This window comes from Rhizobium sp. 05L419 (assembly GCF_056397845.1).
In genome coordinates this window covers 1-19,260 of the sequence record NZ_JBFTOF010000047.1, presented here as the reverse complement: position 1 = coordinate 19,260, position 19,260 = coordinate 1, and the positions used below count along the sequence as shown (strand labels likewise).

The 19,260-nt window shown below is 59.9% G+C and carries 20 protein-coding genes and 3 pseudogenes; 8 read left to right on the top strand and 15 right to left on the bottom strand.

The features are described 5' to 3' along the window. Positions 1 to 232, top strand: a 232-nt coding sequence (locus AC1DMK_RS29925) for a hypothetical protein (protein ID WP_477863895.1), incomplete at its 5' end; no start/stop codon positions are given. 232 nt (positions 233 to 464) lie between these two features. On the opposite strand, the gene AC1DMK_RS29920 is transcribed toward AC1DMK_RS29925, so the two are convergent. The 7 genes and pseudogenes from AC1DMK_RS29920 to AC1DMK_RS29890 all read right to left on the bottom strand — a co-directional run bounded on the left by AC1DMK_RS29920 (position 465) and on the right by AC1DMK_RS29890 (position 6,144). Next, a complete protein-coding gene (locus AC1DMK_RS29920; RefSeq protein ID WP_477863894.1) occupies positions 465 to 1,139 on the bottom strand; it encodes a YoaK family protein in 675 nt (224 codons plus the stop codon). A gap of 796 nt (positions 1,140 to 1,935) precedes the next feature. After that, positions 1,936 to 2,025: pseudogene (locus AC1DMK_RS29915) on the bottom strand (conjugal transfer protein TraH); the annotation flags it as partial. Positions 2,026 to 2,080: 55 nt separating this feature from the next. Next, positions 2,081 to 2,989, bottom strand: coding sequence for a homocysteine S-methyltransferase family protein (locus AC1DMK_RS29910; protein ID WP_477863893.1), 909 nt, complete (start codon positions 2,987 to 2,989; stop codon positions 2,081 to 2,083). Between the two features lie 114 nt (positions 2,990 to 3,103). After that, positions 3,104 to 3,793, bottom strand: coding sequence for an ABC transporter permease (locus AC1DMK_RS29905; RefSeq protein WP_477863892.1), 690 nt, complete (start codon positions 3,791 to 3,793; stop codon positions 3,104 to 3,106). A 12-nt stretch (positions 3,794 to 3,805) separates the two neighbouring features. Beyond that, the gene (locus AC1DMK_RS29900) at positions 3,806 to 4,531 is read right to left on the bottom strand and encodes an ABC transporter permease (RefSeq protein ID WP_477863891.1); all 726 of its coding nucleotides are present in this window, start codon (positions 4,529 to 4,531) and stop codon (positions 3,806 to 3,808) included. A 12-nt stretch (positions 4,532 to 4,543) separates the two neighbouring features. After that, positions 4,544 to 5,317 carry a transporter substrate-binding domain-containing protein gene (locus AC1DMK_RS29895; protein WP_477863890.1) on the bottom strand — a complete coding sequence of 258 codons (774 nt, stop codon included), beginning with the start codon at positions 5,315 to 5,317 and terminating at the stop codon, positions 4,544 to 4,546. Positions 5,318 to 5,364: 47 nt separating this feature from the next. Further along, a complete protein-coding gene (locus tag AC1DMK_RS29890) occupies positions 5,365 to 6,144 on the bottom strand; it encodes an ABC transporter ATP-binding protein (protein ID WP_477863889.1) in 780 nt (259 codons plus the stop codon). 161 nt (positions 6,145 to 6,305) lie between these two features. Between AC1DMK_RS29890 and AC1DMK_RS29885 the strand changes: the two genes are divergently transcribed. The 4 genes from AC1DMK_RS29885 (at position 6,306) to AC1DMK_RS29870 (ending at position 11,681) form a co-directional block, all read left to right on the top strand. Continuing rightward, positions 6,306 to 6,770: an Lrp/AsnC family transcriptional regulator gene (locus tag AC1DMK_RS29885; protein WP_037065063.1), complete on the top strand. Its 465-nt coding sequence runs from the start codon at positions 6,306 to 6,308 to the stop codon at positions 6,768 to 6,770. Between the two features lie 713 nt (positions 6,771 to 7,483). Continuing rightward, positions 7,484 to 8,566 carry a substrate-binding domain-containing protein gene (locus tag AC1DMK_RS29880; protein ID WP_477863888.1) on the top strand — a complete coding sequence of 361 codons (1,083 nt, stop codon included), beginning with the start codon at positions 7,484 to 7,486 and terminating at the stop codon, positions 8,564 to 8,566. 84 nt (positions 8,567 to 8,650) lie between these two features. After that, the gene (locus AC1DMK_RS29875) at positions 8,651 to 10,906 is read left to right on the top strand and encodes an ABC transporter permease (RefSeq protein WP_477863887.1); all 2,256 of its coding nucleotides are present in this window, start codon (positions 8,651 to 8,653) and stop codon (positions 10,904 to 10,906) included. Continuing rightward, the gene (locus tag AC1DMK_RS29870; protein WP_037065057.1) at positions 10,899 to 11,681 is read left to right on the top strand and encodes an ATP-binding cassette domain-containing protein; all 783 of its coding nucleotides are present in this window, start codon (positions 10,899 to 10,901) and stop codon (positions 11,679 to 11,681) included. Before AC1DMK_RS29875 ends, AC1DMK_RS29870 begins: the two co-directional genes overlap by 8 nt. A gap of 626 nt (positions 11,682 to 12,307) precedes the next feature. On the opposite strand, the gene AC1DMK_RS29865 is transcribed toward AC1DMK_RS29870, so the two are convergent. From AC1DMK_RS29865 to AC1DMK_RS29850, 4 genes and pseudogenes are all read right to left on the bottom strand, one after another. Then, on the bottom strand, positions 12,308 to 13,474 hold the full coding sequence (locus AC1DMK_RS29865; RefSeq protein WP_477863886.1) for a tyrosine-type recombinase/integrase: 1,167 nt from the start codon (positions 13,472 to 13,474) through the stop codon (positions 12,308 to 12,310). Continuing rightward, on the bottom strand, positions 13,447 to 13,851 hold the full coding sequence (locus AC1DMK_RS29860; RefSeq protein WP_477863885.1) for a type II toxin-antitoxin system VapC family toxin: 405 nt from the start codon (positions 13,849 to 13,851) through the stop codon (positions 13,447 to 13,449). Before AC1DMK_RS29860 ends, AC1DMK_RS29865 begins: the two co-directional genes overlap by 28 nt. Next, positions 13,848 to 14,105: a type II toxin-antitoxin system VapB family antitoxin gene (locus AC1DMK_RS29855; RefSeq protein ID WP_037065051.1), complete on the bottom strand. Its 258-nt coding sequence runs from the start codon at positions 14,103 to 14,105 to the stop codon at positions 13,848 to 13,850. Before AC1DMK_RS29855 ends, AC1DMK_RS29860 begins: the two co-directional genes overlap by 4 nt. Positions 14,106 to 14,237: 132 nt before the next feature. Then, positions 14,238 to 14,482, bottom strand: a pseudogene (locus tag AC1DMK_RS29850) (efflux RND transporter periplasmic adaptor subunit); the annotation flags it as partial. A 205-nt stretch (positions 14,483 to 14,687) separates the two neighbouring features. Between AC1DMK_RS29850 and AC1DMK_RS29845 the strand changes: the two are divergent. Next, entirely contained in the window at positions 14,688 to 15,647 is a 960-nt protein-coding gene (locus AC1DMK_RS29845; protein ID WP_477863884.1) for a S1C family serine protease, read from the top strand. Positions 15,648 to 15,681: 34 nt separating this feature from the next. Then, entirely contained in the window at positions 15,682 to 16,350 is a 669-nt protein-coding gene (locus tag AC1DMK_RS29840; RefSeq protein WP_477863883.1) for a hypothetical protein, read from the top strand. A gap of 62 nt (positions 16,351 to 16,412) precedes the next feature. Here the strand turns inward: AC1DMK_RS29840 and AC1DMK_RS29835 are convergent. The 3 genes and pseudogenes from AC1DMK_RS29835 to AC1DMK_RS29825 form a co-directional block, all read right to left on the bottom strand. Further along, positions 16,413 to 16,583, bottom strand: a pseudogene (locus AC1DMK_RS29835) (integrase); the annotation flags it as partial. Continuing rightward, positions 16,573 to 17,016 carry a type II toxin-antitoxin system VapC family toxin gene (locus AC1DMK_RS29830; RefSeq protein WP_477863882.1) on the bottom strand — a complete coding sequence of 148 codons (444 nt, stop codon included), beginning with the start codon at positions 17,014 to 17,016 and terminating at the stop codon, positions 16,573 to 16,575. The pseudogene AC1DMK_RS29835 and the gene AC1DMK_RS29830, both read right to left, overlap by 11 nt. After that, on the bottom strand, positions 16,992 to 17,231 hold the full coding sequence (locus AC1DMK_RS29825) for a type II toxin-antitoxin system prevent-host-death family antitoxin (RefSeq protein WP_037065043.1): 240 nt from the start codon (positions 17,229 to 17,231) through the stop codon (positions 16,992 to 16,994). Before AC1DMK_RS29825 ends, AC1DMK_RS29830 begins: the two co-directional genes overlap by 25 nt. Before the next feature lie 285 nt (positions 17,232 to 17,516). Here AC1DMK_RS29825 and AC1DMK_RS29820 point away from each other — a divergent pair, with 285 nt between their 5' ends. After that, on the top strand, positions 17,517 to 18,212 hold the full coding sequence (locus AC1DMK_RS29820) for a VIT1/CCC1 transporter family protein (RefSeq protein ID WP_477863881.1): 696 nt from the start codon (positions 17,517 to 17,519) through the stop codon (positions 18,210 to 18,212). A gap of 184 nt (positions 18,213 to 18,396) precedes the next feature. On the opposite strand, the gene AC1DMK_RS29815 is transcribed toward AC1DMK_RS29820, so the two are convergent. Next, positions 18,397 to 18,786: a DUF302 domain-containing protein gene (locus AC1DMK_RS29815; RefSeq protein WP_477863880.1), complete on the bottom strand. Its 390-nt coding sequence runs from the start codon at positions 18,784 to 18,786 to the stop codon at positions 18,397 to 18,399. Between the last annotated feature and the right edge of the window lie 474 nt (positions 18,787 to 19,260).

The following is a 19,260-nucleotide window of genomic DNA, read 5'->3' as shown; positions in this document are numbered from 1 at the left end:
TCAGGATGCGGCCCGAGCGCGCCTTTTCCGACAGCTTGGTTTTCTGAGCATCGTCGAATTCTTCAAAGACAATCTGAACGACGCGGGCCAGCTCACGGCGTTTCTTGTCGGGCAGATGATCGAGTTGGTCGAGTATGATCAAGGCGAGGTGCCCTTATGTTTATTTGGCAATACCGAAAATGCAATGACTGGATTCTCTACTGACGGCACTGAAAGTGCAAGAGGCGGTTGATGAGGTGCTGCACGGGGTTCCTCCCCCGCAACGATTCCGCGACTGCGCTGAATGAATTCGACTCAGCATCTGCCTTGGCGTTGACCGCATCTCGTAGGATCCGAGTGTCACGCGACGATATCGTCGATATTGCGTGTTCGTTGGTGAAACCGAGGAAGGGGCATAAGACGCCGGTTCGATCCGTCGTGGCGGCTTTTGCGGACAACAGGCGAGCCGATTGGGGACCATTGTGTCAACCGGGCTTTCCGCTGCTCTCGGGCGAATAGAACAAGCCAGTTAGCAACAACAAAATGGCCGGTAGCAGCGTGCCGGCCACGCCAATCTTGACTTGTGCGAAAGCGCCAGCGGCGCATCCGACGACAAAGCCGACGACGAGGATAATTGACGTCAGCGACTGCCCCCATTCCTCAGGCTTCTCCTTGTAGCCAATGAGACGGCGTGCAGCTGCGACCGCAAGACCAGCGATATTGCCAGTCATCAACGAGAACGGCGGCCCGAGCCTGGGGTCGAGGCGCTCGATCGCCGTCAACATACCCATCGCGACGACGGCGAAGAGAGCACAGGTGGTGTCAGGACCGGTGTGGCTGATCGCAAGGCCGGCAGAAATCGCGAATGCACAGGCCGCGATGACGAGCGTCCAGAACGTGGCGCGCTCCAAGGGCTTGATCCAGGCGACCAGGATCGCCGCAAGGCCCGCGCCAAACATAAAGAGCGGGAATGTCATGATCTGGAGGCCGCGCAGGCCACCCTTTTCGTGACCCATCATGCCCAGTCCAATAAGGATAACATTGCCGGTTACCAGTCCGACAAAAAGGCCACCCAGATGAATAAAAAACAGCGCATCCGAGAACCCGGATATGAACGCGAGGACCAATGAATTGCGCTTGGTGCGAAGTGTTTCCAGCATTCTCTGTTGTCGCCTCTTTTCATGTTGGAAGCTATTTGCCGTCCGCTTTGAAAGCGAAGGAACGGATTCTAAGTGACAATACACCATCGGGCATAGCCGGATGGTCGGGAAAAATCTTGTCTTCAGGTATGACGATTTGGACGAAATCATCCTTTCGCTACCCGGCACCTTACAGAAGCCACGTTCAATCGCGCGAGGCGTTGGCAATACCGGCTACACGTTACGCGCCAAGCTACTTGCCGAGATCCAAGAGCGGCGGGTGCATCCGATACCAGAGGTCGGTCGTTGGGCCGGCGATTGCCACCGAGATCTATCTCGTTCTGACGCTCGCGCGCGGCGACATCGTCATTATGGCTGCGGTTGAGCGGTGAGCTGATTGGGATCTGATGCCGCGCATCATCGCCGACGACTTCACCTTCGTGACGAACATTGCCCGCGACTTCCGGAAGCTTTATGCGATGGAAGAACTGCATGCCGGCCTGGTCACCATCGTGCCACAGGTGCAGCGATGCGGAGGGAGTACTTTGGCCGCATTTTGTAGACGGCCAGCAAATCGTCAACGAGGTCATCGAAATCGCGCTCGACGGCGAGGATGCCGCCGTCTTGATGCAATATGCGCTTCCTGAACGCAACTGCCGTCCAGAACGGTCATTTTCCGCCGATCCTCGATAGATCGACCCGCATTCCCGCACGGCCGATATCGCTTCATTTGGCTGGACCTCATCCGGCCCGACAGGCTCTGGGCCGCGGTCTCGCTTTGCATCGCGCGATGTCGAAGCGAATTGATGGACGGCCGGTTCACCTGGATCATCCGGCCGAAAAACCCCAAACCTTCGAACTCTCTGGTTTTCCAGGCATAGACAGCGTCCTCGAAAATCTGCGAGAAGCCCTCGCGTTCTCGAGGTTTCCATATCATTTGGCGACGACGCGGATCTTGGCGCTCAGTCTGGAAGCGTCCTCCTAAGGCGATGGATATGAGCTGCGCCAATGCCGCAACAGCCGCCGATGATTGTTGCGCCGGCCTCGACCCAAGAGCAGGCATAACGCGAATAGGCATCGCCATTCAGGTCATCGCGCGTATCGTGCAGGCCTTCATTTGCGGCTGCTTCGCCCTGCTCGCCTTCGAAGGCATTGGCATAGACGCCGATTTCGAGGGGAGCGTCCATCTTCCGGAATACGCGCGCTGCCGTCTCCACCGCCGCCTGCATGACTTCAGGCTTGCTGCAATTGAACAGGAAGGCTTCAGCACCCGATGAAACTGCCCACGATGCCGCGTCCTCGACCCTTTCACCGGAACGAAGCTTCGGTTCGCCGCCCCTTATGGCAGCCTCGCCATCCGCCAATGTGAAGGAAATCCAGAGCGGCTTTCCTGATGTCGCCACGGCCTTGCGGACAGCCTCTGCCTCGGCGACCAGGCTCAATGTCTCCCCGAGCCATATGTCGACGAAGGGGTCGAGGTTTTCGACAAGAACCTTGAGGTAATGCTGCACGCGCGAAGGCTGGAAGTTCTGCGGCTCGTATGAGCCGAAGATCGGCGGCAGCGAACCCGCGACCAGCACCTTCCGATCCGTAGCGGCATCGGCCGCCTCGCGCGCCAAGCGACCTGCAAGACGGATCAGTGCTGCCCCATCCTTCCAGAACCGGTCCTCGCCGATATGAAAGGGCACCAGCGCATAGCTGTTTGTCGTAATGACCTGCGAGCCGGCGGCGATGAATTCCTGGTGGACCTTGCTGACGATATCCGGCGAGTTGATCAGCGCCAATGCCGACCATTCCGGTTGTTTCAGTTCGGCGCCCAGCCGCAGCAACTCGCGGCTCATGCCGCCATCGAGAATTCGCGTCGTGCTCATGCAAGGGTCTCCATTCAGGCTGTCGCGCCGTCACCGGCGGCGAGCTTTTCATAACAAAGTGGGCKAGATGTACGTGGTTCGTGCGTCAGGGTGTTCATGGCCTTACCCGTCGGGCTAGCGACGAACCGGCACCTGCGCTTCGAGACTTCGAAAGACGCGGGCGATCACTGCGGTCAAGGCGAGATAGAAGAGGGTGACGACCAGCAGCGGTTCATAGACGAGCAGCGTGTCCTGCCGTACCTTGTTTGCTACGGCGTAGAGATCCATCACCGTTACCGTAAAGGCGAGCGGCGTCGCCTTGAGCTGCATGACGATCTCGCCCGCAATGGTCGGCAGGGCGATGCCAATGGCGCGCGGCAGCCAGATGCGGCGGATCAGCATCAAGGGCGACAGGCCAAAGGCCCGGCCGGCTTCGAGCTCGCCCTTCGGAACGGCAAGCAGCGCGCCGCGCAACACCTCCGCCTCATAGGCCGCATAGTTCAGCGTGAAACTGACGGCGGCAAAGAAGAAACCCTCACGCAAGATCGGCCAAAACAGGCTCTGCCGGATGCCAGGGATCATGGGGAGTAGCGAGCCCACCCCGTAGTAGAGAAGCCACAGCTGTATCAACAGAGGCGTGCCGCGGAAGAATGTGCAGTAGCCGCGAGCGACCAGCCGAGTCAGTCTGCCGCCGCTGACCTGCGCGAAGGCGAGGCCGATGGCGAGGGCGAAGCCGAACACCACGGAGATCACAAGCAGGCAAATCGTCTGCCAGGCGCCCGTCAGAAGCAGCGGCCAGTATGAAGAGATCCAGGTGAAACTCATGGGGCGCTTTCTTCAGGCAAGGCGCGGCTGTCCCCGCCGTACCCGCCCCTCGATCAATTTGACGACGACGTTGGAAACCAGCGTGATGGCGAGGTAGAGAAAGGCCGAAGCAAGGAAAAAGACGAAGTAATGTTTGGTACTTGCCCCGGCAAGACGGGTGGCAAGCGCCAGTTCCTGATAGCCGACGACGGCGACTAGCGCGCTGTCCTTGGTGACCGACATCCACAGATTGGCGAGACCCGGCAGAGCGTTTGGCAAGAGCGCTGGCAGCAGGACCCGGCGGAACCGCAGCACGGGCCCCATGCCGAAGGCCTTGGCCGCCTCGATCTGGCCAATAGGAATGGCGAGGATCGCGCCGCGAAGCACCTCCGTCATATAGGCACCCTGCACGAAACCCAACACGGCGACGGCTGCGATGAAACCGTTCACATTGACCGACGGCAGGTCCAACGCGGCCAGGAGCCGGTTGAGGCCATCGGTGCCGGCATAATAGAGCCCGACGATCAGGATCAGCTCCGGGACGGCGCGGATCACCGTTGTATAGAAATCGAGCAGCAGGCGGAGTATGCGGTTGCCCGAAAGCTTTCCAAGTGCGCCGGCCGTGCCGAGCAGCAGGCCGATTGCGAAGGCGCAAGCCGAGATGGCGACAGTGGCGACAGCACCTGCCAGAAGAACGCCGCCCCATCCCGGAGGATAGGGAGACAACAGGTCCAGAATACCTTGTTGCGCGGTCGCCATCGTTCGGACTGCTTACTTTGCGCCGTAGATGTCGAAATCGAAGTATTTCTTGGTGATGGCATCATATTGGCCGTCGGCACGGACCGCTGATATCGCCGTGTTCAGCTTGGCTTTGAGCTCTGTGTCTTCCTTGCGCAGGCCGCCCGAAACGCCAGCCCCGAGGATCTCCTTGTCATCGGCGACGTCGCCCATCTTGGCGCAGCAATCCTTGCCGCCATCGCTTTTGAGGAAAGCGTCAAGCGCCAGTGAATCGCCAAAGACATAGTCGATACGGCCGGAAGCGAGGTCCTGAAAAGCCTCGTCGAGCGTCTGGTAGGTCTTTTCCTCCGCAGCCTCGGCGAAATACTTCTTGTAATATTCCGACTGGATCGTGGACACCTGGATGCCGATGGTTTTGCCCTTCACGTCGTCGGCAGTGGCGCCCGGCTTCTGGTCCTTGGGACCGATCAAGGTGCTCGGCGTGTTGTAATATTTGTCGGTGAAGTCGATCACCTTCGAGCGTTCGGCGGTGTTCGACATCGACGACCAGATCACGTCGAACTTCTTGCTCTGGAGAGCCGGAATGAGGCCATCCCAGGAGATGTCGACGATCGAGCATTTCTCCTTCATCTCTTCGCACACGGCGTTCATAAGGTCGATCTCCCATCCCTGCCATTGGCCGGAGGCGTCCTTGGCGAAGAACGGCGGATAGGATTCGTTCATGACACCGAAGCGGACTTCGGCCTGCGCGGTGACGGCGGAAAGCGCAAGTGCTGCGCCGGCGAAAAGCGAGGGGAGCAGTTTCATTCGCAGGATTCTCCTGGTTTGTGTTATCGATGAGAGCTCGGTGCACATCACTGGGCGCGCAGACCGGTGAATTCCCGGCAGCGGGCGCTGACTGGCGCCCCGAATATTTGCTCCGGTGCGCCTTCCTCCTCGATCCGTCCCTGATGGAGGAACAGAACACGGCTCGAGACATCCCGGGCGAAGCGCATTTCATGCGTGACGATCAGCATGGTCCGGCCTTCTTCCGCCAGATCGCGGATGACTTTGAGGACCTCGCCGACCAGCTCCGGATCAAGCGCCGATGTCGGCTCGTCGAACAGCATGACAGCCGGATCCACGCACAGGGCTCTCGCAATCGCTGCGCGCTGCTGCTGGCCGCCGGACAAGAACGCGGGATACGCGTCGCGTTTATCGAAGAGCCCGACCTTGTGGAGCAGGGCCTCGGCCTTTTCGATGGCCTCGCGTCGCGAAATTCCCATGACGTGCACCGGCGCCTCGATGACGTTTTCCAGCACCGTACGATGGGCCCAGAGATTGAAACTCTGGAAGACCATCCCCAGTCCGCTTCGAAGCCTTTCGATCTGGCGCCAGCTGCGCGGCTGCAGCCGGCCGCCCCTCCCCATCTTCAGCGAGATCTCCTCGCCATTTACGGCAATGCGGCCACGATCCGGCGTTTCCAGGAAATTGATACATCTGAGAAAGGTGCTCTTGCCGGAGCCCGACGAGCCAATGATCGAAATCACATCAGACTTGTGGGCCTGCGTCGAAATACCCTTGAGAACCTCTTGCGAGCCGAAGCTTTTATGGAGATCTTCGACGCGAAGAGCAGGAAAAGGTTGATCCGACATGCATGATTCCGGCTGAACTGAATTTGCGAAGGATAATGATAAAATAACGCGGATTTTTCGCGCAATTTTTGTCTCTTATGCATAATTTATGCAAAATAATCTTCCTCACGCGGCGAATGCGGCAGAATACTTGGAGTGTTGCGGCGAGAATTGGAGTGAACATGGAACAGCTGGATCGTTTTGACCGTGACATTCTCGGTATCGTTCAGCGCGACTGCCAGCTGAAAGCCGAAACGATCGCCGAACGGGTCGGACTGTCGGTCTCGGCCGTGCAGAGGCGGTTGAAGCGCTTGCGCGAGGAAGGGATTATCAGGGCGGAGGTCGCTGTCGTCGACCGTAAAGCGGTGGGGACTTCGATGGTGTTCATCGTCGGGATGGAGATCGAGCGGGACAATTACGACGCGCTGGCGAAGTTCCGCCTTTGGGCGGAGAAGCAGGATCACATACAGCAGGTCTATTACGTGACCGGCGCGGTCGATCTGGTCGCGATCGTCACGGCCCGCGACGTCGAGCATTATGACGACATCGCCGCGCTGATAATGGCGGAAAACCCGCAGATCCGCCGCATGCACACCAATGTCGTGCTGCGGGACGTCAAGCTCGGCCTGTTCGTCCCGCTGGAATAGCGCCGTCGGGTTCTGTCATGGCGCTTTGTCGATCACGATGCAAGCAGCCTTCTGCATAGAAGCGGTCGACGAAGCGCTTGCATGGCACCCCGCACATCATCCCGGAGTGTGGGCATTGCGTGCCAATGGAGCAGCCAGAAATGTTGAATTCGATCCTTCGCGAAGTGATCGCCGCATCCTGAAAACTTTGATGCTGTACCTCTCGCTCGATGTCTTGAGTCATGCCGCCCGAAAAGGCTGGTAACACCTCCTTTTCGAAACGATCCTGGTAGATCGTGCGTCGTTCGCCTGCTGGCATCTTCGTCGCGCTTTGCGAAGTGCGTTGCCTGCGTCTCCAAGCAAGTAAACTGACAGGGCCCAATTTGGCTCGGGACGTCGCCGCATTGCGCTCCGCGCACAACCACGACATCGGGCCGCTGCTGGAATTTGCGGCAGTTGATGCCCGAATTGGCCAAGCACACCTTGTACGCCTTGAACCGGAATCGAACCTAAGATCAGGCATACATGACCCAACGGTCAGGTCGAGAGCGCAACAACCGCAAGATGAAGGGCGACGGACCCCATCTACGCGAACAAATTCGTAAGCACGAATGGTTTGCCGTTTACTTGTGCCAAAATTACGAGGATTATTAGCCAATGGGAGGAGGCCTTCGGCACTCTCGATTAACTGCACCGGACGGCTTTCCTCCCGCGGTTTCAAGGGAGGACCAATCATGAAGCGGATTTTGCTGGTCACGGCATCGGCCGCGGTATTATCGCTCGGCGTCTTGCATGCAAATGCGCAATCGGGCGGCGTCGAGAAAGCAGTTGGTGGCTACAACTTCGCTGAAGCCGCCAAGGAGGCCCCCGGCACGAAGAATTTCCATTCGGCTGACGGTCATTTGACTTTCGCGGTTGTGACACACACAGCGGGTAACGGTTTTTTTGACCCTGTTTATGTCGGCGCAACCGTCGCCGGAAACATGATCGGCGCCAAGATCCTCCTGCTCGGTTCGGAATCACCGGTAGATGATCCCGCCCGCGAAATCGAAATCCTGAACCAGATCATTCAGGACCCGACCATCGACGGGATCATTATGACGACGCCACAGATCGGCGCCTACAACGACATCGTCAAAGCCGCCGAGGCGGCTGGCATACCGATCGCAACGACCAACTCGTTCGACGCTACCATACTGCACCGAAGCGCAATCAGCCACACCGGCCAGGACGCATCAGCCGCGGCAATCGGCGGCGAGGCGCTCGCAAATTGCGTGATTGCCAGTGGTGCGACAAGCGGCTCGATCGTGCTGCCGTCCTCCACAGCGATGGGCAACATCGAGGTGAACAACCGTGTCACCGCTGCCTTCAATGCGATTGTTAAGACGTTGAAGGCAGCGGGCAAGCTCGACGCCTTCAAGGTTGACGCTGGTCCGGAGAACGTCGGTATCGACACGAACCCTAACGACCCTGTCAACGCGCTTGTTTCGCTCTTTGAGTCCCGTGGCGACGTGGTCGGCGCGTTTACAGCCAACAACGTCTTCACGCCGCCGCTTGTCAAGGCGGTAGCCCAGATGGGGCGGACCGGCAAGTTTTGCGCTTATGGTTTCGACCTCGGTCCGGCGCAGCAGGAAGGCATCGCCTCGGGGAATCTGACCGGCTCGCTGGGTCAGCAGCCCTTCCTGCAGGGCTTCTGGCCTGTCATGCAGCTTTATCTGCAGATCGATCGCGGTATCGCGGCTGCCAATCTCGACACGCGAGCCCAGCTCGTGACGAAGGACACGGTCGCGAACGTCGGGAAGCGCTTCGAAAACTGATTGCCGTTCGAAACGTCTGAACTCAAGGCGGGAGGGCGCTAGCCGCCCCGCCTTGCGACGACAAGGACCGACAGGTAGCATCCCATGGCGCGCATCAAGACGACATCGCTCGGCCGCGCACCGCCGCAGCTCGTCGGCGGCTGGGAGGCTGGGCTGCTCCTGTTGCTTCTGCTGCTTTACGTCTGCGGGGTTCTCGTCAATCCGGCTTTTTTCGGATCAATGGAGGCTCTCCATGCGCTTCTGCGCGATACGTCCCGTGTGGGAATTATAGCGGTTGGGATGACGTTCGTCGTCGCCAACAGGGATCTCGATCTTTCGGTTGGTTCGACCTACGGTCTGATCGCCGTGGCCTTCGCCAGGCTTTTTGCCCCGAGCTTTCTCGACTTCGGCGTCATCCCGTCGGTGATCCTCTGCATGCTGTTGGGCACGGTGATTGGCCTGGTCAACGGTGTGCTCGTCACCTTCCTGAAAGTGCCTGCGTTCATTGCAACATTGACGATGCTTTTCATTGGTCGCGGCTTCGTGCTCGCGCTGACACATGGTCAGGCAATCTACTACTCCGACAAGGCGAGAGACCAACCGCTCTTCTTCCACCTTGGGGAGACGAATGTTTTTGGCTTCAACAACCAGATCGTGATCTTCTTCCTCGTGGCCGTGGTCGGAGCCTGTGTGCTCGCCAAGACCCGCTGGGGCTACGAGACCTTCGCCACCGGGGGCAACGAGCAGGCGGCAGTCTACGCTGGCATTCGCACGCGCTGGGTGCGCATACGCGCATATCTGCTCTCGTCGCTTTGCGCGACCCTTGCAGCTTTCTTGTCGGCCGCGCAAGACCGGGGTGTGACACCGCTCTACGGCTTAAGCTGGGAGCTCATTGTCATAGCATCGGTCATCATCGGTGGTGCATCGATCCTTGGCGGGCGCGGTCGCGTGGTCGGGTCCTGCCTTGGCGCGGCGGTCGTCGTCTTGATTGACAAGGTACTGCGCGAGGGCTGGTCGATCACGCGCACCGTCGTGATCGACGGTGAAAACTTTTCAGTCGGCGCCAAGTTCACTCTACCTGCGGGCGCTGTGCCGGTTTTCCTTGGTMTCCTTCTCGTCGTCGCTGTGCTTATCGAACCTATCTTCATTCGGCGCCAGGTCGCGGCGCGGCTCTGGGCGTGGCTCCGCGGCCAGCCACCGCCGCCGGCTTACGAGGTAGGCGGCGTCGCGCTTGAGGGCATCCAAACCAAGGGGGCTATAGCGACCGACACGGCGCTGTCGGCCAAGGGGCTCGGCAGGTTTCTCGCCCGCCGCGACGCGCTCGCCATCATCCTTTCGGCCGTACTGTGGCTGACCGGCTTCGCGCTCAGGCCGGACTACTGGTGGAACCTCTCCAACACCTTTGCTATCCTGCTCAACTACACGGAACTGGCCCTCATTGCGGTCGGGCTTGCCTATGTCATCGCAGCCGGCGATATCGATCTCTCTGTCGGCGCGGTGCTCGCCCTTGCCGGCAGCACCGCGGCATATTTCTTGAAGGTGCTGGGCGCCGACCCCTTGACCGCCGCGATGATGGGCATGCTTGCGGGGACGACCGCCGGAGTCGTCAACGCTGTCGTCACAGTCGGCTTCAAACTGCCTGCCTTCATCGCCACGCTCGGCATGTTCTACATTGCAAGGGGCCTGGCCGCCTGGTTCGTCGCAGGACAACAGCTGACCGGCTGGCCCGAGAGCTATAACCTGCTCGGTCGCAAAGTGAATGACGTTCTCCTCCATTTCGGCCTATCGCTGCCATCGGGAATCGTTCGCACTGTGGCCGAGGTCGTCAGTGTCCAGACGATCTGGATGTTTTTCGTCGCCCTGATCGCCGGCATTGTGCTCGCCTATACTCCGTTCGGGTTGAAGGTCCTCGCCGCCGGCGGCAATGTGCGCGCCGCTGCTTACGCCGGCATCAACACCAACCGGGTACGGTTCGTCTCGCTCGTGCTGGCGGCGCTCTGTGCGAGCATGGCGGGGATCATCAACGTCGCTTACTTTCGTAGCTTCAACCCGGTTGCCGGCCAGTTTCGTGAGCTTGACGCCATCGCTTCCGTAATCATAGGCGGCGCTTCGATCTTCGGTGGCTACGGCACCATGATCGGTGCGCTTGCGGGTGCGGCCGTAATCACGCTCGTGCGGGCGCTCCTGCAACTCAATGTCCAGGGATTCAGCATGCCGCAGCACTGGATCAACGTCTTTATCGGCGTCATCCTGATCGTCGCAGTGCTGATCGACATATGGGTACGCCAGACCAATATATTCGGGCTCCTGCGAACGCGCATCACAAGGGGCGCAGCGAGACGGGACAGTCGTCATGGTTGAAGCCAAACCATCCCCCCCGATCGTCGAAATGCGGGGTATCCAAAAAACCTTCGGAGCGGTACACGCGCTGCGCAACGTCGATCTCACGCTCTATCCTGGTGAGATTCTTGGCTTGGTCGGCGATAACTCGGCAGGCAAGTCGACGCTGATGAAAATCTTGACGGGTGCCTATCAACGCGATGCGGGTAACATCCTGGTTGCTGGGCTACCGGTGCGGTTCAAGGGTCCTCATGAGAGCCGCGACGTCGGCATCGAGATGATCTACCAGGATTTCGCTTTGTGCGGGAACATGGATGTCGGCCAGAATATCTTTCTTGGACGCTGGCCGGTCAAAGGCCCCTTCGTCAATCGGCGGAAGATGTATGCGGACGCCGACAGCGTGCTGAAACGGCTCAAGGTCGACGTGAACTCGGTCTATCAGAAGGTCGAAAGCCTGTCGGGCGGCCGGCAGCAATCTGTGGCGATTGCCCGCGCAATCTCGTTCGAGCCGCGCGTCGTGATTCTCGACGAGCCGACCGCCAACCTTTCCGTGATGGCGACCGAACGGCTGCTCGAAACCATGCTGGAGTTGAAAAAGCAAGGTGTTGCCCAAATTATCATCTCTCACCGCCTTGTTGACATTTTTGCCGTGGGGGACCGTGTCATGGTCCTCAAGCGCGGTGAGTATGTCGGCGACCGCTACATCAGGAACACCGACGAACATGAAGTGCTGGAGATCATCGTTTCCGGCACGCGAGAGAGCGCGCTGACAGCCGATCAGGCAAGAAACACCTGATCGATCCGCTCCTCGCCCAGCGGTTCCATCGCAAACGTTGAGGCACAGGGCATGTTGTTAGTGCATGGATTTTTTTCGCGAGTTGGGGCGCAAGAGCTGACGGGGCGGTTGGCAGCTCTTGGTCGGGCACATGATCTTGTGCGCCCGATTCCTGGCAATCAGGGACATGCTGCCCTGTTGGGTGACCTTCTATCGGTCCCGCTTTCGCCTTACGAAGATCTTGGAGCATTCAAAGGGCGTATTCGAGTTGCGCCGCGCATGGGGGTAGGGGAAGCTGCTGCAACCGCGCTGTCACTCATCTTCCACGAACTGGCGACAAACTCCTTGAAGTACGGCGCCCTCTCCGTGGATACGGGAACTCTCGACCTATCAGGGTCTACCGACGACGACGAGGTTACGCTGACATGGACCGAGCGAGACGGGCCGGCGGTAGAATCACCGAACGGCGCGCCAGGGCTACGGAAGCAAGCTGCTCACAGAGGCGTATCCGGCCAACTCTGTGGGACGGTTGCATACGACTGGCGCCCAAGGGGGTAGTCGTTGTTCTCAAACTGAGAGGCGAGAGACTGCCAAAGTGAATGGTTAAAACCCCATTGCGGTGTTCGGCAGGGTGGCACCGAAGTCTGTCAACTTAACAGCCGCGCTGCCTTTCCACTTCGCCGCGTAGCATTGTTGTAGTAGCTAGACGCTTGCTGTACCGACCGATGCCTCGACTGCTCCATCGCCTCCGGCAATGGAATCCCGCGGTTGGCGGCCTCAGTTAAATAGCCCGATCGCAACCCGTGCGCCGAAAACTCGCCCGGATCTAGCCCGGAGAGCGCCGCGCGCTGTTTGACGATGTCGTTGATGGATTTCGGATCCAGAGCACTCCTTGAAACATTGCCCCAGCGATCGACCTTCCGAAACACGTTTCCCGCCTCAATCTTTGCCGCCTGCAGCCAGGCATTGAGGGCATCGACCGGCTGGCCGGTGAGATAGACGACCTCGTCGTGATCGGCGCCGGACGTCTTCGTCCGGCCGAGATGGATCGAGAGCGAGGGGAGGGGGGTGTCGTCGTCGCCAGCCACCGGTTTCTCGACCGTGAGCTGATCGACCCTCAGACCGGCAATTTCGCTGCGACGACGGCCGCCGGAGGCGAAGGCGACCATCAGGATCGCCCGATCGCGGATATCGCGCGGGCTGTCATTGCTGCAGGTCGCCAGCAGCTTGGCCAGCACATCTGATGTGACGGCTTTGGCGCTCTTGCGGCGAGGGGTGGCGCGTACGGCAAGGCGGATGGCCGACCTCAGAGCCGGGGAAGAAAAGGCCCCGCTAAGGCCGCGCCATTTCGTCAGCGTCGACCAGCTGGCCAGACGCCGGCGCACCGTGTCGGGGGCATGCGGTCCGGTTGATCTCAAGAAACCCTGGTCGCGCAGGCTTTGCCCGATGGCTGCCGGCATGCCGTGGTCCGGGTCGGTGTCGCGCTTTTGCGGATCCCAAAGATGGTGGGCAACGAATTTTAGCAGCAGCGCTTCCGGCGCCGGCCAGGGGAGGGGGCTGCCGGTTGCAGTCAGCGCCCAGGCTTGCAGATAAGCCAGATCAGAGGTCAGCGCCCGCAGTGTATTCTCACCCATGCCTTCGTTGACCAGGTGACGAAGCGTCTCGACATCCTCGTCGGTCAGCAACTCCGCAAGCTCGTCCCGCCGGTCGATCGGCAGCACCGCTGTGATCGTGTCGAATTCCTCGGCCCGGCGCCCGATATTGGTCTTGCCAGTCAGGATGTTGCTCATCGCATCGCGGATGCTGGGTGACATTTCAGGTCGGTCTGGCCAAAATCATGACCCTTGAACAGCAGCGGCGCCTTGGTGATGGCCGCGACCGCGTAGGAGAAGCAATCGCCCATGTTGAGCCCGGCCGAGTGGCGTCCCTTGCCGAAACGCTCAAAGGCCCGTTCGGCGGCATGATAATGTTTCTCATCGAAGGCGACCGCGGTGACGTTCGAGGTCGCGGCAAGACCCGCAACGATCGTGCCGGCGTTTGAAAAGCCTTTGCCGGACAGCACCAGACGCAGTTCAAATAGGGTCGGCCAACCGATGACAATCGGCTCGCGGCCAACGATCGGTCGAAACTGCTCGCTTTCGGGCTCATCCAGCGCGATGGCGAGAATGACGGAGGTGTCGACTGCGATCATCGCGGCACGCCGTTTTCGTCATAAAAATCGTCATGTGCCGATGTCGTGCCCGCCGGCACCGTCTTGCGGCCCTCGGCCGCCAGGTCCCAGACGGCGTCGATCGGATAACGGGTCGCCTGCTGCCGCAGTTCGAGGTCATAGCGCTCGAGCGCCAGTTCGACCAGCTTGTTGATCGGTTGGCCGGTGCGCCGGGATAGCGCGTGCGCGAGATCGCGGGCCTTGGTACTGCGAATGGAGAGCTGTGGTTCAGGCATGGCGTTCCTCATCGATCAGCGTCCAATATAGCGATAGGTCGGCCAGATGGCAATAAAACGGCATGAGATGGCTCACTTCCGATAAGTGTCCGACACCGGTGCGACCTCGACGTCCTTCAACGGCTGGCCATCCAGGAAGAACGCCTCGAAGACATCGAGCACCGCATCTCTCGGACCCTCGTGGGCGAGCGTGAAGGCAAACTGCGCCGCTGATACCACCTGCCCCGCCTCAATGCCGGCGATGTGATGATGCCGTCCGCGGCGGCCTTCAGCTCGGTGTAGGAAAGCGCGTCCTCGGCGGTCGCGAGCGCCGCCTCCGCGGCCTCGAGGGAAGCCTGCGCGCTCAGCAGCTCCTTCTGCGCGTCGTCAAGGATCGCGGAACCGCCTGCGGCTGCAGGAGCGACATCGCCCGGGGTCGCTTGTGCAAGCAGCACCACTATCCGGTCACCGCAGGTCCTTGAAAGCAAGGACGGTCGATCTCACTTGATAAGCTGAGTTTCAATCATTGCACTGACAGCTCCATGCCAAGGCAGCTGCTGCCGGTCCTCAGCTAAGACGCCTGATGACGTCCGGGAAACCAGCATGGGTATCATTGACCAGAACATTGTCTCCGCCGACGACGCGGAATTGACCGATAGCTATTCCAAAACCATAGCCAAGGCGGTTGATCTCGTTGGCCCCGCAGTCAGCCGTATCGAGCGCATTGGCGGGCGAGGTGGGCACGGTTCCGGCTTCGCGATCTCTCCCGATGGGCTTATCGTCACCAACAACCATGTGGTCGACGATGCCAAAACCGTCAGGATCAAGACCGCGGAGGGGTTGACGACCGAAGGTCGTGTCCTCGGGCGAGATCCCGATACTGACATCGCACTTATTCGCGCGGACACCAGCGTCGGATCGTGGGCACGGCTTGGGGATTCCAAGCAGCTGAGACGAGGGCACATCGCCGTTGCCATCGGTAATCCACTGGGCTTCGAGTGGACAGTGACCGCTGGCATCATATCCGCGCTTGGACGCTCGATGCGTGCCTCCAATGGTCGCTTGATCGACGACGTCATTCAGACAGACGCCGCCCTCAATCCCGGCAACTCAGGCGGACCTCTTGTGTCGTCGTCGGGCGAAGTCGTCGGCGTCAATACCGCGGTTATCCAGGGTGCACAGAGTATTGCTTTTGCCGTTGCGTCCAACACCGCCAACTATGTCGTGTCGGAGCTGTTGCGCTTCGGTCGTGTCCGCCGAGGCTATATTGGTATCGCGGCCGATACGGTCGACCTGCACCGCAAGATCGCGCTGAGCGCGGGGCTTCTGCAGACGACATCGGTTCGGATCCGACGCATCGAACCAGACAGTCCGGCACAAGCTGGTGGACTGCAGGAAGGTGACCTGGTGCTGGCGATCAACGGAATGGCGGTAGCCGGGATCGATGATGTCGTCAGGCTGCTCGATGGCGAGCGGATCGGGCAGGAAACGGAGTTCCTAATCTTTTCAGTTCAAGGCACATTGGAGCGGAAAGTGCTGATTCCGTCTGCGCGTGCTTCATGACGCAACCCACATCTCCAATTGAACGAGGTGACTATTGACGCAGTTCTTCGAAACCAGCCAAGGGATTATGGTAATGGGAGCGCTGATCGGCGCTGGCAGTTTAACTGCTGGCGCCTTCATCCTCGGTGTTATTCAGCTCGCAAAAAAGCGCATCAACGGGCGCTCAAAGGGCGAAGCGAGAAACCTGGCAATGATGACGGTGTTGGCGCTCGACGACTTCGTCGGAGCGAGCTATGCGGCAGTCCATGACATCCCGGAATTCAATCCGATGGATGAAGGCGAATTTGCGTTCCAGGTTCCAGATCCTGTCCTTGCGCTTCCCAAGGACGCCAATTGGGACCTATTCACTACCGAGCTGTCAGACAATATTCTGTGGCTGTCGAACCGGGTCAAGAATCTCAACTATGCGTTGGATACCCTCGATCTTGCCCGGCCGGGGTACGATGGCTTCTTTGAGAAGCGCCAGGAAGGTTATGCGGGTCTTGCAGCCGAGGCCATTGACCTCATTGAGCGCATGCTTGAACAGTTCGGTCTGACGCTGCCCACCAAGCCCGACTACTATCGCCAGCGCGAGGGCCTCGCTTCGGCAATCCAGAGCGTCGGAGAACGTAGCTCCGGCCGTCGAAAGATTGGCATTGTGGTGCAATCGAACGGGTCGAATGTCCTGCAACTGTTTCCAAAGACGGGCGAAGACGCGGAATGATCGCCGGTGACGGCCTTGGCGCTCTTGCGCTTTCTCGGCCGCGGCGTGGCGCGCACCGCCAGCCGGATCGTGTTTGGCCCCATGCCCTGATTGACCAGATGCCGTAGCGTCGCGACGTCCTGGTCGGTCAGCAGCTCGGCCAGTTCGTCGCGCCGGTCGAGCGGCGGCACCGCGGCAATGGTGTCGAGCGTCTTGGCGCGCCCCACGACGCCGGCCGGATGATCAGTGTTCATGCTCCAGCGGTCCGAAAAGGGTGATCCCTTCCTTACGGGCTGCCTCCGCCAATCGGCGGTCGAGCGTGGCCAGCGGAAGCCGCTCCAGAAGTGCCACCGCAAGATAGGCCGCGTCATAGGCGCTGAGACGATACTGGCGCGACAGCCGGACCACCTCGATATCGTCGCCGGGGCCGACGAGTTTCAAAGGCAGCGCACGGAAACGCGCCAGCGCCGAATGGATGAGGTCGTCAGAAATCCGACCTCGCCGCTCGGCGCTCAACAGGACACTGCGGATTTCGTGACGCAGTAGATCGGGCGCCCAGGCATCCTCGTCGGCCATGCGCGCCATCGCCTGTTCGGCGACGGCGTTTTGCTCGTCCGGCAGCAGCCAAGCGCCGGCGACCGAGGCATCGACGACGAAGGCCATCAGCGACGACCTTCCTGCTTCCAAGCCTGAATTTCCTCATGCGTGACGGGCTTTGCTTGAGCTCGGAGGGCACGGACCGCTTCGATAGCGGCCAAACGGTGGCGACGCTCGTCAATGGCGACAAGGCGAGCGACCGGATCATTGCCACGGGCAATGATGATATCCTCCCCGGCTTCAACGCGCGCCAGCAGTTCGGACAGATGGGTTTTGGCCTCGGCGACCTTGACGGTGACGGTCATGGTGGACTCCTTGAAGAAACTGGCTGACGTTTACCCGGAGAATAGTGACCTATGCGGTCTTGGTCAATGGGTTGACTATCTCACTTCCGATAAGCATTACTTATCGATGGTTATAACTCAAAATGACCGATGCCGTACCGCTGCCTCCGGGTGTGTTCATATGCCCGTTCTGGGTACCCGTCGCAGGTTTGATCGCGAGTGCCGCGTTGCTCGTGGTCGACATTGCGCTCTTCGGGTAATCTCTCGCACTTATTACGTCAAATCGGCTTTGTCCTGGAGACACTCATGAGCAGACTGCATTCGGAACATCACCTGATCTCCCGCATCGGCTGGCTCCGGGCAGCCGTCCTCGGCGCAAACGACGGGATCGTCTCGACGGCGAGCTTGATCATGGGCGTCGCTACCGCGTCCGCGGGACCGTCGCAGATCCTGGTGGCGGGCGTCGCGGGTCTGGTCGCGGGCGCGATGTCCATGGCGGCCGGCGAATATGTGTCGGTAAGTTCGCAGGCGGATACCGAGGAAGCCGACCTTGCGCGGGAGCGGACGGAGTTGGAGACGCAGCCCGAAGCGGAGTTCGAGGAACTGACGGAAATCTATGTCAAACGCGGTCTCACCCAGGATCTGGCCAGGCAAGTCGCGACTCAACTGACCGCTGGCGATGCAATCGACGCGCATTCGCGCGACGAACTCGGTATTGCTGATCACATGGCGGCCCGGCCCGTTGAGGCAGCGCTGACGTCGGCCGCCACGTTCGCGGTGGGAGCCGCATTGCCCCTTCTCGCGGTCGTCCTTTCACCCGCCTCGATGCTGATCTACACCGTTGCAACCGCGTCTTTGGCTTTCCTCGCGCTGCTGGGCGCAATCGGTGCGAAAGCGGGCGGCGCGAATGTCTGGCGAGCCACTACCCGCGTCACTTTCTGGGGCGCTTTCGCCATGGCATTGACGGCTGGAATCGGTGCGCTGGTTGGCACTGCGGTCTGAGAGGCGGCCTCAACTCTCTGTACCTTCCTGCACGCCCCGCTTGTCGGACAGAGCGAGCTTTCTATGATGTTGCGGTTCCCGTCGCGCAATGAACGAGAAGCCGATCCAAGTTCGCTCCTCGGCGCAGGCTCTTTAGATCCAGAATCAAAACGGATTCTGAAGCCGGCTCTCGCAATATCCGATGTCAAACCTCCGCCACCGCGTCGGCGAGCATCGAGCGGACCTTGCCTGCCAGAAGGCTCAGCCTTTCATTGTCGATCGGCTGCATCGACGCGACCGGATCGATGGCGCTCACCACGACATCGCCGCCACTGACGTCACGCACGATGACATTGCACGGCAGCATGGCTCCGACCCTCGGTTCCAGTTTCATCGCCTCGAACGCCATGTGCGGATTGCAGGCTCCGAGGATGAGGTAGTCGTCGATGTCGACGTCGATCTTCTTCTTCATGGTTGCCTTGACATCGATCTCTGTCAGAACACCAAAGCCGTGCTTGGAAAGAGCGGATTTCGTCCTGCGGACGGCATCTTCGAAACTGGTTGCCGACAAGGTTCTATCCAGCGTGTAGGTCATAAGATATCTCCTTTGGTAGTAAGTGTCCGACCATATCCGCGACGATTGCCATCAGATGACATCAAACAAGGCCAGCAGGGTGACAGTGGGAAGTCTCAGCATAGACATTCTGCATCTCCACTTTGAGGCGTTGTCCTCCACGAATATGGAGTTGCCTTCAAAGATACGATGAAGGCCGGGTTCAAACGTTGCGATGGATCAAACCACGTGCCGCAATGCCGAAGCGACACTCAGGATCGAGCCGCCGACGCGAGAGCAAGGATTTTTTAAGTGCGATCGGCTCATTTCAGGGCTCATAACCGTTGAGCTTTTGAGCTGGCTGTTTCGAGGCGCTGATCAGCGCGCAAACAGGTCGCATCCAATCCCTTTCGACTGGCCATGCTTGAGGAAGAGCACAGGCAGACCAAGCGTTTCGGCGAGCGCAAGACCACGTGCGTCGCCGAGAACCATCATCGCCGTCGCCCAGGCGTCGGC